7 protein-coding genes are annotated in these 15,420 nt (G+C 64.5%); 4 read left to right on the forward strand and 3 right to left on the reverse strand.

Annotated elements, in window-relative coordinates; all coding sequences use genetic code 11:
• Positions 1-134: 134 nt before the first annotated feature.
• Entirely contained in the window at positions 135-3,029 is a 2,895-nt protein-coding gene (locus tag HWQ56_RS05815) for a membrane-targeted effector domain-containing toxin (RefSeq protein WP_158154813.1), read from the reverse strand.
• A 162-nt stretch (positions 3,030-3,191) separates the two neighbouring features.
• Here HWQ56_RS05815 and HWQ56_RS05820 point away from each other — a divergent pair, with 162 nt between their 5' ends.
• Both HWQ56_RS05820 and tadA read left to right on the forward strand, forming a co-directional pair.
• Positions 3,192-4,568 (forward strand): multicopper oxidase family protein, encoded by a 1,377-nt coding sequence (locus tag HWQ56_RS05820; RefSeq protein WP_176570003.1) that lies wholly within the window; start codon positions 3,192-3,194, stop codon positions 4,566-4,568.
• A 2-nt stretch (positions 4,569-4,570) separates the two neighbouring features.
• Positions 4,571-5,053, forward strand: a complete 483-nt coding sequence (tadA, locus tag HWQ56_RS05825; protein ID WP_176570004.1) for a tRNA adenosine(34) deaminase TadA — start codon at positions 4,571-4,573, stop codon at positions 5,051-5,053.
• 52 nt (positions 5,054-5,105) lie between these two features.
• Here tadA and mltF read toward each other — a convergent pair whose 3' ends face one another.
• Positions 5,106-6,566: a membrane-bound lytic murein transglycosylase MltF gene (gene mltF / locus HWQ56_RS05830; protein ID WP_158154816.1), complete on the reverse strand. Its 1,461-nt coding sequence runs from the start codon at positions 6,564-6,566 to the stop codon at positions 5,106-5,108.
• Between the two features lie 273 nt (positions 6,567-6,839).
• Here mltF and purL point away from each other — a divergent pair, with 273 nt between their 5' ends.
• On the forward strand, positions 6,840-10,736 hold the full coding sequence (gene purL / locus HWQ56_RS05835) for a phosphoribosylformylglycinamidine synthase (protein ID WP_176570005.1): 3,897 nt from the start codon (positions 6,840-6,842) through the stop codon (positions 10,734-10,736).
• Positions 10,737-10,740: 4 nt separating this feature from the next.
• Entirely contained in the window at positions 10,741-11,052 is a 312-nt protein-coding gene (locus tag HWQ56_RS05840; RefSeq protein WP_158154818.1) for a YqfO family protein, read from the forward strand.
• 50 nt (positions 11,053-11,102) lie between these two features.
• Here the strand turns inward: HWQ56_RS05840 and HWQ56_RS05845 are convergent, their stop codons facing one another.
• A complete protein-coding gene (locus tag HWQ56_RS05845; RefSeq protein WP_176570006.1) occupies positions 11,103-15,398 on the reverse strand; it encodes a two-partner secretion domain-containing protein in 4,296 nt (1,431 codons plus the stop codon).
• Positions 15,399-15,420 lie beyond the last annotated feature (22 nt).

The following is a 15,420-nucleotide window of genomic DNA, read 5'->3' on the forward strand; positions in this document are numbered from 1 at the left end:
CGGCATTTAATGTCGAAGGGCCGTGAGCATCAATTAGGGCAGATGGGCTAATGGCTCTTTGCCTGACAGCGGTGGCAATCGCCTCCAGCCCAAGGCGGGAAACGCTGCGGGGGCCAGCCCCGCAGCGGCTGCTGTCATGGGGTCCACTTGAGCCCGACCATCTTCAGGCCCTTGGCCAACTCATTGACGCTGTCGAACCGCCGGTCATGCAGGAACGACCATTGGGGGCGTTGGATGTAATAGTGCACACCGTCCCGCTTGATCGGTGTACGCACCAGGACGCCTTCACGGCTGCGGTGCACGATGTCCATGGTGGTGGCGTCGATCGCGAACATCCCCGGGTTGGGCAGGCGCGCCTCGAAGCTCGGGGCGACGGAGGGCGTCGGGACTTTGCCGCCGTAATACACCAGGTCACTCTTGACGCGGCGATCACTCCCCATCAGCCCCCCTGATTCAACCGCGCCGGGGTCCGGCTTGAGACCCTGGAAGCCGCCGGGGGCGGGGTCCTGAATGCGTAGCCCGATGGCGCCTTCCAGTTCGGCGACACCCGCGATGCCCTCATAGGTGTTGGCGTGTGCACTGCCAACCAGGGCAACCCAGTTACCCCCGTTTCGAATCCGTTGTTCGGCACGGATGACCTTGTTGGCGTAGAAGTTCATCATCTTGATGCGTGGGTTGAAAACGCCGCGCGCTTCGAGGCCGCCCATGTAATAACTGGGCAGGCAGTCAATGGCCTGGATGCGTACGTGATGCTTGGCCGCGGCCTGCACCACGGCCGTGAAGTTGTAACGGCCGCTGGGGTCGGTCAGGTGCCCCTCGTCCAGGCCGCCCAGGTATGTGCTCAGCTGATCCGACATCTTTCCGGTGCGGGCAAAGGCCTCCAGGTCGGCCTGGTGGAAATCAGTGAACAGGTGCTCCATGTACAGGGTGCGTACATCCTGACTGGCCAGCAGCTCCATGTTCTCGATCAGGAATCGCTTGCTGGCGATGCAGTTATGGGCCTCGCCGATCACGATGCCGGGGGACTCAGTCAGCAGGTGGGTGATGATCTCCCTTTCGCTGGCGTTTTCCGCAAGGGTCGGTATCTGAGGGCGTGGAGGTAGGTCGATGGCCTTGAAGAAGGCCTGGGCGTCGGCCGCCAGTTTTTCGCGCGAATTGATAGCGACACCGGCCGCTTCTGCTTCGCTGCCCAGGTTGTGGTAGCCCTCCATGATCTTGCGGGACTTCCAGGCGTCCGATGCTGCTTCCTTGAGGGCCGCGCGGTGTGCCTTGGGCACTTCGTAGGGGTATTCGGGGATCAGGGCGGCCGCCTCGGTAGACCGGGCCCCCATTCCCCATGGCAATTTGCCGAAGAATTTGCCGCCGCCCTTGAGCGAACCGGGGGCGAGGGGCGTCCAGGTGCCTTCGGGGGTCAGCCGTACCGGCACGTTCTTGTAAAACGAGAACGGGTTCGCCGGGTCGACGATGACCCAGGTGTTCATCTCCTTGACGAAGCGTACCTGATAGGTCAGCCCTTGGATCTCGACGCAGGTATCGCCCTGGGCATTGAACTGGATGCCGCGCAGCTTGCCCTCCACCGCGAGGTCGGGGGCGCCCGCCAGAACTTCGTTGGTTTCGAACGGCTTGAGCAGCACGTCCTCAGCGGTCGGCTTCAGTGGGGTGGGCAAACTGGCCTCGACTTTGGTCGCCGTTACTGCGCCTTCCAGCGGCTTGAGCTCAGCGACTGCGGCGCCGGCCTCGGTGACCAGGAAGGCGCCGTTGAACAGCACGTCGATGCCGTTGAGGACGGCCCCCAGGATGCCCGCCTTGCGTTCGGCCGTGGTGTGCGCGTGCACGGCCTGGTCGATGTTGAGCCCCATGTCGGCCAGGCTGGCGCCCACCAGTGCCAGAGAAACCGGCCAGTCGACCGCGGCCATGCCGCCAAAGGTCTTGCCAAAGGTGTCCAGGTAACCGATCCACATCTGCTTGCGGATCTGGGCGTTGGAAACCAGGCAGTGGTCCGCGTCGGCATGCATGCGTGTGCGCATGGCGGCGGCCAGGTAGGTGAAGGCGTCCTGGGTCAGCGCCTTGTCCTGGGTATTGACGGGCTTGGCATGGTTGCCCCAGCCGTACACCAGCAAGTCCAGCAAATGATTCACGCCCTGGCTGTCGTCGTCGGACTCACCTTGGGATTGCTTGGAAAAATGGCTCAGGAACCGTGCACGGTTCTCTGCCTGGTTGGTTTCGTTGATGACCCACCAGTACAGGTCCCGCCAGGTCTCGAACACATGGAAAGCGACGGTATCGCCGGGCACGTACAGGTATTGGTAGCCGTCGGGGGCAACGATGCGCAGGATATCCGTGGCCACGTGGCCGCCGATGTCGAAGGCGCAGACCTTCAGGCCGTGGCGGGTATCTGCCTTGCCCTCGCTGGTCAGGGTATCCAACGTCACTGGCCAGGAGATATCGCCGGCGACGGCGTGCACCACGACGTGAAACTCGTTGAGCGTCAGGTGCTTGGCGTCCAGTGCCTGAAGTGCCCTGGCCAGGTAGTTGGCTTTTGCCAGGGTGCGGTAGTTGCCGGTGTTGTGTTGCCAGAAACTATCCAGCTGGCGGCCGTAGCGGGATTTGAAATCCATGGCCCAGAAGCTGTTCAGGACATCGGCGGGCAGCAGCCGTACTTCGGTTTTTTCGTCGTGGATCCCGCCATGGGGCCCGCAGTCATAGAACCCGGCCATCTGCTGCAGGTTATCGGCGTTGTCCTGATCGGTGGGGTAGAACCGGTGCATGACCAGTTGCGGCAGGGTCAGTGATTCGCGGGGCCAACCACGGTGCTCCCAGCCGGTGAAGGTCCTGGGGCTGGCGTGGGCATTGTCCCAACGGTGGAACCAAACATGGTCGGGCTCCAGGTGCCCTTGGCCGTGTTGTTGCAAAATGGACTGGCTGATGCTGCGTGCCTGCTCGCGTAGGTCCGGGCACTGCGGCGCCAGGGACCGGGCAAGCGCCTTGAGCGCTTCTCGGGCGGCGGATGTATCGACCGAATCAGTCATTGGCTCGCTCCTGATGGTAGGTGAGCGAGTAAGGTGGCAGCCGCCATGAGCGCGCGGTGGTAGCTATATAGCGGAGTAGTTTTTCAAACTGTTTCAGCGGCGGGAACCGGGCCGGACGCGGGTGTATGGTGTGAGCCCTTTTCTCATGGCCAGGTGTTCGGCATGTCCTTTTCCCGTCGGCAAATACTCGTGGGCCTCAGCGGGTTGGCGGTGGTCGGCGTCGCGGCGGGCACCGGGACCCGCTACTGGTTGGGGCGGCGTGGCGATCAGGCGGTCGCCGACTATGAGCTGATAGCCGCGCCCCTGGATATTGAACTGGTCCCCGGTGTTGCCACGCCGGCCTGGGCATTCGGTGGCTCGGTCCCTGGCGCCGAACTGCGGGTGCGCCAAGGCCAATGGTTGCGCGTGCGCTTCATCAACCGCTTGCCGGTGCCCACCACGATTCACTGGCATGGCATCCGCCTGCCGCTGGAGATGGATGGCGTGCCCCACGTCTCCCAGTTGCCGGTACTCCCGGGGGAATATTTCGATTATCGGTTCCGGGTGCCCGATGCGGGCAGCTTCTGGTACCACCCCCACCTGGCCAGTGCGGAGCAACTGGGACGCGGGTTGGTGGGGCCGTTGATCGTTGAAGAGCGAGCGCCCAGCGGTTTCAGCCACGAGGCTACCCTGTGCCTGAAGAATTGGCATGTGGACGAGCAAGGTGCGTTCCTGCCGTTCAGCGTGCCGCGGGAAGCGGCGCGCAATGGCACCCTGGGGCGCCTGTCGACGATCAATGGCGTGCCCCAGGGAACCGTGGATTTGCCTGCGGGGCAGATCGTTCGGGTGCGCCTGCTCAATGTCGACAACAGCGCCACGTACCGTGTGAACTTCCGGGGCGCCCCCCAGGCTCGGTTGTATGCCCTGGACGGCAACCCCATCGAGCCCCGCGACTTCGGCAAGGAATATTGGCTGGGGCCCGGCATGCGCGCTTGCGTGGCGGTGAAGATGCCAGCGGCTGGCGCGCAGATTGCCTTGCGCGACGGCCCGGTGCGCCTGGGTACCCTGCGGTCGGTGGCCAGCAGCCTGCCCGCCGGCGACTGGCCTGCGGCGCTGCCCCCCAACCCGGTGGCCGAGCCGGACCTGGCCCGCGCGGAAAAACTGCTTTTCAACTTCGAATGGGTGGGCTCGCTGTCAGTTGCAGGGGATAATGGCCGCCCGCCCAGCTTCTGGCAGATCAACGGCCAGGCTTGGGACATCACCGACAAGACCTGCGCCGACCGGCCCATCGCCCGGCTGGCGCTGGGCAAGAGCTATATTTTCGAATTGAAGAACATGAGCCAGTATCAGCACCCGATCCACTTGCACGGCATGACTTTCAAGGTGCTGGGTTCCAGCCACCGCAAGGTCGTGCCGTATTTCACCGACACCTACCTGCTGGGCCGCAACGAGCGCGCCCAGGTGGCCCTGGTGGCGGATAACCCCGGGGTGTGGATGTTTCATTGCCATGTGGTGGACCACATGGAAACCGGCCTGATGGCTGCGATCGAGGTGGTGTGAAAATGCGTCAACCGCAGATCATCGACCGCAGCCGCGACCAGCACTTCATGCGCGAGGCCCTGGCCCTGGCGGCCCAGGGCGCGGCCATGGGCGAGGTGCCGGTGGGCGCCGTGCTGGTGCACGACGGTGAAATCATCGGGCGAGGCTTCAACTGCCCGATCAGTGGCAGCGACCCCAGCGCCCACGCCGAAATGGTCGCCATTCGCGCGGCGGCCCAGGCGGTGAGCAATTATCGCCTACCGGGTAGTACCCTGTATGTGACGCTGGAGCCGTGCAGCATGTGCGCGGGGCTGATCGTGCATTCGCGGGTCAGCCGCGTGGTGTACGGCGCCTTGGAGCCGAAGGCAGGGGTGGCGCAGAGCCAGGGGCAGTTCTTTACCCAGGGGTTTCTCAACCATCGGGTACTGATCGAGGGTGGAGTATTGGCCGAGGAGTGCGGGGCAATACTCAGCGCGTTCTTCAAAGCGCGCAGGGCCAAGGGCTAGCGGAGGAGCAAAGATTGGGAATGGAAGCTGGCCGCCAGCTCCCGCGCCAAAGCTAGAGCGAAGGATTGTCCTGCGCCGGCTTGTCCTTGTTCACCCCAGGCGTGTGCAGGTTGCTTTCGGCCACCTGACCGCCTTCCAGTTGCGGCTGGGTTACCCAGGTCAGAATGTCGTAGTAACGACGGATGTTGGCGACGAAATGCACCGGCTCACCGCCGCGGGCGTAGCCGTAGCGGGTCTTGCTGTACCACTGTTTCTGCGAGAGGCGTGGCAGCATTTTCTTCACGTCCAGCCACTTGTTGGGGTCCAGGCCCTCGTTCTTCGCCAGGGTGCGGGCGTCTTCCAGGTGGCCGCTGCCGACGTTGTAGGCCGCCAGGGCGAACCAGGTGCGGTCCGGTTCGGTGATCTTGTCGTCGAGCTGATCGCGGACCACGGCGAAATACTTGGCGCCGCCTTCAATGCTCTGTTTCGGGTCCAGGCGGTTGGACACGCCCATGGCCTGGGCAGTGTTCTGGGTCAGCATCATCAGCCCGCGCACCCCGGTCTTGGACGTCACGTCCGCCTGCCACATGGACTCCTGGTAGCCGATGGCGGCCAGGAGGCGCCAGTCCACCTGTTCGTTCTTCGCCGAGGCGTGGAAGTTTTTCTCGAAGTGCGGCAGGCGTTGCTGCAGGTGTTGGGCGAAGGTGTAGGCGCCCACGTAGCCGAGCACGTCCACGTGGCCGTAGTAGCGGTCTTTCAGCCGCTGCAGGGTGCCGTTCTTCTGCACTTTGTCCAGGTAGCTGTTGATTTCGTTGAGCAGGCTGTTGTCTTCGCCCGCCGCCACGGCCCAACGCTGTTGCTGGGCGTCGCCGAGGTCGAAGGCCACCCGTACGTTGGGGAAGTAGACCTGGTTCATCGCCAGCTCGTTGGAGTCCACCAACGTCAGATCGATCTGACCTTCATCCACCATGCGCAGCAGGTCAACGACTTCGACCGCGTCGGACTCTTCGTATTGGATGGCGGGATTCTGCTTTTTCAACTCGGCCAACTGTGCCGCGTGGCTGCTACCCTTGAGCACCATGATCTTCTTGCCGACCAGGTCGGCGGCATCGGTGGGGCGGGATTGGCCGTTGCGGTAGATGACCTGCGGGGTCACTTCAAGGTAGGGGTGGGAAAAACGCACCTGCGCCTTGCGCTGGTCATCGCTGACCAGGCCGGCGGCGGCCAGCACCGGGCCGTTGGGTTTGCCTACCTGGTTGAACAGATCGTCGAGGTTGTCGGCGGTCTCGATCTTCAGCTGCACCCCCAGGTCATCGGCGAAGCGCTTGACCAATTCGTACTCGAAACCGGTTTCGCCGTTGCGATCCTGGAAGTAGGTAGCGGGGCTGTTGCGGGTTATCACGCGCAATACCCCGTCCTCCTTGACTCGCTCGAGCGTGCTGGGTTTGTCGACGCAGCCGCTGAGCAACAGGAGTAGACCGGTAGCGATCAGCCATTTGGCATAACGCGGGCGTGAGGCAGTCTTTGAATGCATGGGTGCAGTATACGCAAAGCGGGTCGGGCGCCATATCTCGACAGCATCGCGCGAGTCTGCTAGGCAATTTGCGCAAGCGCGGGTTCGTATTCCCGGTCTCCACGCAGGCACGTTGCCAGGCGCTCTGGAGGTCGGAAATATTTGACTCTGGAGACAGGATATGCCCTCCGACGCCCGGCTTGCGCCGTCAGTAGCGTTTTGGGTGCCTGCGGCGGCGGTTTAGGCTAGAATGCACGGCCTCTAAGCACACCCCTTCCTGAGGCTGTCCCGACGATGTTGATCCTGCGCGGCGCTCCTGCCCTTTCTGCCTTTCGCCACGGTAAATTACTCGAGCAACTGAGCCAGAAAGTCCCCGCTGTTAGTGGCTTGTACGCTGAATTTGCCCACTTCGCCGAAGTGTCCGGTGAACTGTCCGCTGACGAGCAGCAAGTCCTTGCTCGTCTTCTCAAGTACGGCCCGAGCGTGCCGGTACAGGAGCCCAACGGCCGCCTGTTCCTGGTCATGCCGCGCTTCGGCACCATTTCGCCATGGTCGAGCAAGGCCAGCGATATCGCCCATAACTGCGGCCTGGGCAATGTCCAGCGCCTGGAACGTGGTATTGCCTTTTATGTTGCCGGTGAACTCAGCGACGACGACGCTCAGGTAGTCGCCGGCCTGCTGCACGACCGCATGACCCAGGTGGTGCTGAGCAAGCTGGAAGAGGCCGCCGGCCTGTTCAGCCACGCCGAGCCCAAGCCACTGACCGCGGTGGACGTGCTGGGCGGCGGCCGCGCCGCGCTGGAAAAGGCCAACGTCGAGCTGGGCCTGGCGCTGGCCGAAGACGAGATCGACTACCTGGTCAAGAGCTTCGAAGGCCTGGGGCGCAACCCCCATGACATCGAACTGATGATGTTCGCCCAGGCCAACTCCGAGCATTGCCGTCACAAGATTTTCAACGCCAGTTGGGACATCGACGGCCAGAGCCAGGAAAAAAGCCTGTTCGGCATGATCAAGAACACCTACCAGATGCACAGCGAAGGCGTGTTGTCGGCTTACAAGGACAACGCCTCTGTCATCGTCGGTAGCGTGGCCGGCCGTTTCTTCCCGAACCCCGAGACCCGCCAGTACGGCGCGGTGCAGGAGCCGGTGCACATCCTGATGAAGGTGGAAACCCACAACCACCCGACCGCCATCGCGCCATTCCCTGGGGCCTCCACCGGTTCTGGCGGCGAGATCCGCGACGAAGGGGCTACCGGCCGCGGTGCCAAGCCCAAGGCCGGCCTCACCGGTTTCACCGTATCGAACCTGAACATCCCGGGCTTCGAACAGCCCTGGGAAAAGGCCTACGGCAAACCCGAGCGCATCGTTACCCCGCTGGACATCATGATCGATGGCCCGCTGGGCGGCGCCGCGTTCAACAACGAATTCGGTCGCCCGGCCCTGACCGGCTACTTCCGGACCTTCGAGCAGGCCATCGACACCCCGCACGGTGAAGAAGTGCGCGGTTACCACAAGCCGATCATGCTCGCAGGCGGCATGGGCAACATCCGCGCCGAACACGTGCAGAAAGGCGAGATCACCGTCGGCTCCAAGCTGATCGTGCTCGGCGGCCCGGCCATGCTCATCGGCCTGGGCGGCGGCGCTGCTTCCTCCATGGCCACCGGCACCAGCTCGGCCGACCTGGACTTTGCCTCGGTACAGCGCGAAAACCCGGAAATGGAACGCCGCTGCCAGGAGGTCATCGACCGCTGCTGGCAGCTGGGTGACAAGAACCCCATCAGCTTCATCCACGACGTGGGCGCGGGCGGTCTGTCCAACGCCTTCCCGGAACTGGTGAACGATGGTGGCCGTGGCGGCCGCTTCGAGCTGCGCAACGTGCCCAACGACGAACCGGGCATGGCGCCGCTGGAAATCTGGAGCAACGAATCCCAGGAACGCTACGTGCTGGCCGTCGACGCTGCCGACTTCGAGCGCTTCCAGGCTATCTGCGAACGTGAGCGCTGCCCGTTCGCGGTCGTCGGCGAGGCCACTGCCGAGCCACAACTGACCGTGACCGACAGCCACTTCGGCAACAACGCCGTGGACATGCCACTGGAAGTGCTGCTGGGCAAGGCCCCGCGCATGCACCGTTCGGCCGTGCGCGAAAGCGAGCTGGGCGATGCCTTCGACCCGGCCCAGCTCGACCTGGGCGAGTCCATCGAGCGCGTGCTGCACCACCCGGCCGTGGCCAGCAAGAGCTTCCTGATCACCATCGGCGACCGCACCATCACCGGCCTGGTCAACCGCGACCAGATGGTTGGCCCGTGGCAGGTTCCGGTAGCCGACGTCGCCGTCACCGCCACCAGCTTCGACGTGTACACCGGTGAAGCCATGGCCATGGGCGAGCGCACGCCGCTGGCGCTGCTCGATGCCCCGGCATCGGCGCGCATGGCGGTGGGTGAGACGCTGACCAACATCGCCGCTTCGTCCATCGCGAAAATCTCCGACATCAAGCTGTCGGCCAACTGGATGTCCGCCGCGGGCCACCCAGGTGAAGACGCGCGCCTGTACGACGCGGTCAAGGCCGTGGGCATGGAACTGTGCCCCGAGCTGGGCCTGACCATTCCGGTGGGCAAGGACTCCATGTCCATGAAGACCCGCTGGAGCGACGAAGGCGCCGAGAAGAGCGTGACCTCGCCGATGTCGCTGATCATCACCGGCTTCGCCCCGGTGGTCGATATTCGCAAGACCCTGACCCCGCAACTGCGCATGGACAAGGGCCTGACCGATTTGGTGTTGATCGACCTGGGCCGTGGCCAGAACCGCATGGGCGCCTCGATCCTGGCCCAGGCCCACGCCAAGCTGGCCAAGGCTGCCCCGGACGTCGACGATCCGGAAGACCTGAAGGCGTTCTTCGCCGTGATCCAGGGCCTGAACGCCGACGGCCATCTGCTGGCCTACCACGACCGTTCCGATGGCGGCCTGCTGACCACCGTGATGGAAATGGCCTTTGCCGGCCACTGTGGCCTGGACCTGCAACTGGACACCCTGGCCCATGGCCGGGACGAGATCAACGCCATCCTCTTCAACGAAGAGCTGGGCGCCGTGATTCAGGTTCGCCAGGACGCCACCGCCGACATCCTCGCGCAGTTCAGCGCTGCCGGCCTGGGCGACTGTGTGGCCGTGATCGGCCAGCCAGTGAACAATGGCCACGTGAGCATCAGCTTCAATGGCGATGTGCTGTTCGAGGGCGACCGCCGGCTGCTGCAGCGCCAGTGGGCCGAGACCAGCTACCAGATCCAGCGCCTGCGCGACAACGCCGAGTGCGCGGACCAGGAGTTCGACGCCCTGCTGGAAGAAGACAACCCGGGCCTGAGCGTCAAGCTGGGCTTCGACGTCAACGACAACATCAGTGCGCCGTACATCAAGAAAGGCGTTCGTCCCCAGGTTGCCGTGCTGCGCGAGCAGGGCGTCAACGGCCAGGTGGAAATGGCTGCCGCGTTCGACCGCGCCGGCTTCAATGCCATCGACGTGCACATGAGCGATATCCTCGCGGGCCGCGTCGACCTGAACGAGTTCAAGGGCCTGGTGGCCTGTGGTGGCTTCAGCTACGGCGACGTGCTGGGTGCGGGCGAAGGCTGGGCCAAGTCGGCGCTGTTCAACGCCCGTGCCCGTGATGCGTTCCAGCAGTACTTCGAACGCAACGACACGTTCACCCTGGGTGTGTGCAACGGTTGCCAGATGATGTCCAACCTGCATGAGCTGATCCCGGGCACCGAGTTCTGGCCACACTTCGTGCGCAACCGCTCCGAGCAGTTCGAAGCGCGCGTGGCGATGGTCGAGGTGCAGAAGTCCAACTCGGTGTTCCTGCAGGGCATGGCCGGTTCGCGCATGCCGATCGCCATAGCCCACGGCGAAGGCCATGCGGAGTTCGCCAACGAGCAGGCGCTGATCGAAGCTGATGTCTCGGGTTGCGTGGCACTGCGTTTCGTCGACAACCACGGCAAGGTCACCGAAGCCTACCCGGCCAACCCGAACGGCTCGCCGCGCGGGATTACCGGCCTGACCAGCCGCGACGGGCGCGTCACCATCATGATGCCGCACCCTGAGCGTGTGTTCCGTGCCGTGCAGAACTCGTGGCGTCCGGATGACTGGAACGAAGACGCGGCGTGGATGCGCATGTTCCGCAACGCGCGCGTCTGGGTGAACTGAGGCCGTGTACAAGCTCGCCTTCTTCGTCCCGCCCAGCCATGTGGAGGCTGTCAAGGACGCCGTGTTTGCCGCCGGTGGCGGCCGCATCGGCGACTACGACAGTTGCGCATGGCAGGCCCTGGGCCAGGGGCAGTTCCGCCCCAGGGACGGTGCAACGCCGTTCCTGGGGCAGAGCGGACAACTGGAACGGGTAGAGGAGTGGAAGGTCGAGCTGGTGGTGGCTGATGATTTGATCGAAGCAGTGGTGGCGGCGCTCAAGCGCAGCCACCCCTACGAGACGCCCGCCTACGAAGCCTGGCGCCTCGCCGATATCTGAACCTGCACCTGAAGCAGCGGCCGTGTGGCGGCCACTGCGCCATCGTCAGGTCAGCCTTCCTTGTGCTTTATTCCCCCTTGCAATGTCTGCTCCCGATCATGGCCCTTGGTGCGAATCAGCCCCAGGTCCGAGGTCTGGTCCTTGCTGTCCTGTGGACCAGTGAAGGCATTGAGCAGGTTCTGGGTCATTTCCTCCGGCACGATCGATAGTTTTCCTTCAATGCCGAACACGTGATCGCTGCCGCTCAGGCTGCGGGTGTTGACTGCGCTGCTCCCCAGGTCGACCTGGCCGCGGGCGCTGGCCAGCAGGGCGCCATTGAGTTGCGTGTTGCCTTCGACGGCCAGGGCGATGCCTTCGCGGCCGTTGAGCACGGTCTGGGCGCTAGCGGTATCGCGGGCGGTCTTGCTCACGTCCAGATGCAGGGTAGGGGCGAAGCCCGGGTCGGCTTTCTGGATGCCTTTGGCGACGTTGGTCGGAATCTTGCCGGCCGCCGGCCCGGCCAGGGCGCTGGCGCCGTTGAGCAGGCCCTGCGGGTTCTGGTCGGCGTTGAGCCGGGCGTCCACTGCCACTTTGTAGCCGTTGACCTGGTCCTGGCGGGTTTCCACCACCAGGTCGCCGGCGACGGTGCCCTTGATGGTGTCGGCGTGCACTTGCACGCCGCTCAGCAAGGCATCGCGCCGGGTATCGAGTTGCAGCGATTCGCTCCGCAACGAGCTATTGGCGTGGGTGGTGCTCGCTAACTTGTCCAGCCCCAGGGTGACGCGGCCGTGAATGGCGCTGTTGCCCTTGGTGGATTCGGTGGCGGTGGCGCCGTTGAGGCTCAGGCCCACGCCCACGCTGCGGTTGTCGCGCTTTTCCTCGGACGTGGCCGCAGTAATGGCCAGGCCGCCTTTGCTGGCGTCCAGCACCAGGCGCTTGGCGTCCAGCGTCAGGCCCTTGATCTCGATGGCCTTATCGTCGCTGGCGCCCGCCGCGACCTGCACCGGGCCCGCTACCTGCCAGTGCGACCCTGTGGCGGTTGTGCTCTGCTCATCGGTGCGCGCAAGCTCCAGGCTTGCCCCCACGCCGCCGCCCTTGGCGCCCGACGGCGCCTTGCCGGCCACGCTCAGTTGCACACCGCCGCCATAGACACTGCCACTGGCCTGGTGGGTGTCGGTGGTGGCGCTGACCTGCGCGCGCCCGCCGGCCTTGATATCGACACTGGCAACCTGCTGTTCAGCACTGCCCACGGCGGTGCCCTCCATCAGCACCTGCTTGCCGGCGCCAATGCTTACCGCCCCCGGGGTGTTTATCCGTGCACCATGGCCCTGGCTGTCGGTGGTGCTGGCTGTGGTGTATTTGCCAATCACGCTGCCCCCGCCGCTCTTGCCGATGTCGGCGCCGCTGCCCACCTTGGCCCATGATGAACCGTTGAGGGTGGTTTCCTGAATGCTTTGCTGATCCCGTGCCTGTTCCAGCGCCACGGTGCCGCCGGCCTTGAGGCTGATGTCGCCCGCCGTGCTATTGAAGCGGCTGCCCTCGTAGCGGCCGTCAGTGCCCAGTTGTACCTGGATACCGGCCTTGCCTTCGATCAGGCTCGGCACGGTCGTCTGCTGGTGAGCCTGTTTGTCGATGGAGCCACCACTGCCAACCACTTTCACGTTGAGGTCAGCCCCGGTGTTGGTGTCGAGCCGGGTGCGAACATCCACATCCAGACGCTTGAGGCTGTCGCTGGTGCGAGTCACCGCAGCCGCCTGGTCATGGTTGCCGGCGGTGATGAGTACCTTGCCCTCGGTGGCCTGGTAATGGGTGCCGACGTCTTTCAGGCGCTCAGCCACCTCGACCTGCACCTCGGTGCCGCTGATCTTCGCCACCTTGGCGGTTTCGTCCACCTTGACGCTGTCGCGTTGCAGGTGGCTGACCATCAGGTCGGCGCCCAGGCTGGGGGCGTACAGGTTGTCTTCCACGGCCTGGTTCTGGAAGCGGCTCTGGTCCTCGCCCTTCACCACTTTTTCGATTGGCCGGGTGATGTCGGTGTATTCAACGCTGGCACCGAGCGAGCCGCGGGTGGTCTGGCGGTGTTCTTCGGTGGTCACCTTGTCGGTTACCGCCAGGTGGCTGGCCTGCTGGAACGCCAGTCGGGTCTTGCCCTTGCTGGCCATCGAGGTTCCCTCATGGGTGAGTGTGTCGCCTTTGAGGGACTGGGTGCCATTGCTGGTCATGACGGTACCGACAGCGCTCGTTTCGTCACGCGTCAGGGCCGTTTTCGAATAGCCGCCGTCGAAGCTGCTGCCGGCGCGATCCATCCCGCCGGTCACCCGCAATGCGCCATCGCCGACGGTGGTGGTGCTGGCTTCATGTTTCGTGGCCTGGCCGGCAAGAAACTGTTGGACGGGGGCCTCGACGTGCGTGCCGGTTTCGCTGTGCACCTTGCCGGCAATCACCTTGACGATGCCGTCGCTTTTCAGGTTGACCGTGTCGCCCTTGATTTCCGCGCCCAGCGGCGTGCGGGTGGCGCGGTCGCTTTCGGTGTTTTCCACCTTGTAGCCAACCTCGGCGTAGTACTGCTTGCTGCTGTCCTTGCCATCGCCCGCCAGCTTGGTTTCACCGGCATCAACGGCAAAGCCTTGTTGGCGCGCCTGGCGGTTGTGCTGCTCGGTTTCAATGGCGGGGTGCAGCTCGATGCCCTTGGGCGCCGTGACGTTCAGCGAGCCTTTGGCCTCGAGGCGCGAACCGGTCAGCACGGCCTTGTCGACCACTTCAACACGCAGGTTGGACGCCGACTGCATCTCGCTGCCTTTCTGGTTCACCTGGGTGCTGTTGTCGTTGGCGGTCTTGCCGAAGAAGAAACCGCCCGCCAGGTCACCACGGTAGTCGGCCTTGCGCTGCGTACCGGTCAGTGCCTGGCTGTCCAGGGTCGCTGACCCCGCGGTGCGCAGTGTCCCGTCGCCCTGGCTGTGCAGGCGGCTGCCAACGATGGTCACGTCACCGACGCTGTCGACGTTGACGACGCCCCCCTCCAGCACGGTGGGGCGCAGGGTCTGGTGGGTGTCGGTGGTATTGCTGTCGCCGCGCCACAGGTGCTTGCGGTGGCGCACGGTTTCGAACACCTCCCTGCTGTCCACCAGCGCTTCAACCGTGGTGGTGCCTTTGCTTTCCAGGGTCAGGGTTTTGCCGGCCTTGACGGTGGCGCCGCTCACATGTAGCGAGGTGCCGGCCGCCAGGCGCACGTCACCCGGTGTCTGCAGGTCGGTGGCCAGGTGCTCGCGGGTGGTCGTGGTGGTGCGCTTGGAGTACTCCTCGGTGGGGATGAACCAGGCTTTGCGGTCATGCTGCTCGTGGTCTCGGCTGACTTGCTCGCGGGTGCGGGTGTCCAGGCGCAATGCCTTGCCCGCCGTGATGTCGATGTTTTCGCCCTTGACCTTGACGGCGGTCAGGCGCATGTCAGCGCTGGTGGTCAGGTGCACATCGCCCTGGGCCGCGCTGACCACGCCCTCTCCCAGTTGCACGTTGCCCCGGGCATTGATGGCCACGCCTTCGCGGCCTACCAGGTGAGTGCCGGGCATCTTCACCCCGGCGCCTTCTGCGGTGCTGACGATGTTGATGCGCCCTGCGCGCATGGCCCCCAGCAGGTGAGCGTCGACGGGAGGAGCCGTCGCAGCGGCGGTGTGCAGCAGCGCACGGTCGGCATAGGCCAGGGTGTTGTGCCCCAAGGTGATGTCCAGTGCGTCGCGGCTGCTCAATACACCGCGGCCATCGATAACCGGGGTAATCAACTCCAGCGCCCCCTGGGGGTTGCTGATGCCTCCTTCACCGACCGCCAGTACCGCTTGGTCATGGCCGGCAGCCAGGCGTACGATACGGCCATCCTCCAGCTCCGGGATGCCCACCAGGAAAGTGGCGCGGTTGGTGTTGATGAAGCTGGCACCGTTGGCGCTGATGCCGTTGGGGTTGGCCAGGATGTAATCGGCACGCTGGCCGAATATCTCCTGGGCGCCATCGATGCGCGAGCTGCTCATGCCCGTCACTTCGAAGACGATGGCGCTGGCGGCCTGGCCCTGGAAGTGCCGGTTGGCCTCCAGCGCCGGCCCCAAGTGCGACTGTCCGCCTTGCAGGGCATTGTTGATGACCAGGCCCTGGGCGTCGACGTTGTAGTCACCGAAGCGGTTGTGTGACGTGCCCTGGGCATCGGGCCGGACGATGTCCACCGCAGGGATGCCCTGATGGTCGGCGACCACGGGCATGCCTGCCGGCCCGGCCACGGGCGTCACACCCTCGCTCAGGGCCGGCAGGCTGTAGCCCAGCAACGCGCTGGCAATGGCCCAGCCCAGGGGGTTGAGGGTAAAACGAAAGGCGTGCTGATTCACGTTGTTATCTCTTTTGTCGATG

Origin of the sequence: Pseudomonas eucalypticola (assembly GCF_013374995.1) — a bacterium.
Taxonomy (GTDB): domain Bacteria; phylum Pseudomonadota; class Gammaproteobacteria; order Pseudomonadales; family Pseudomonadaceae; genus Aquipseudomonas; species Aquipseudomonas eucalypticola.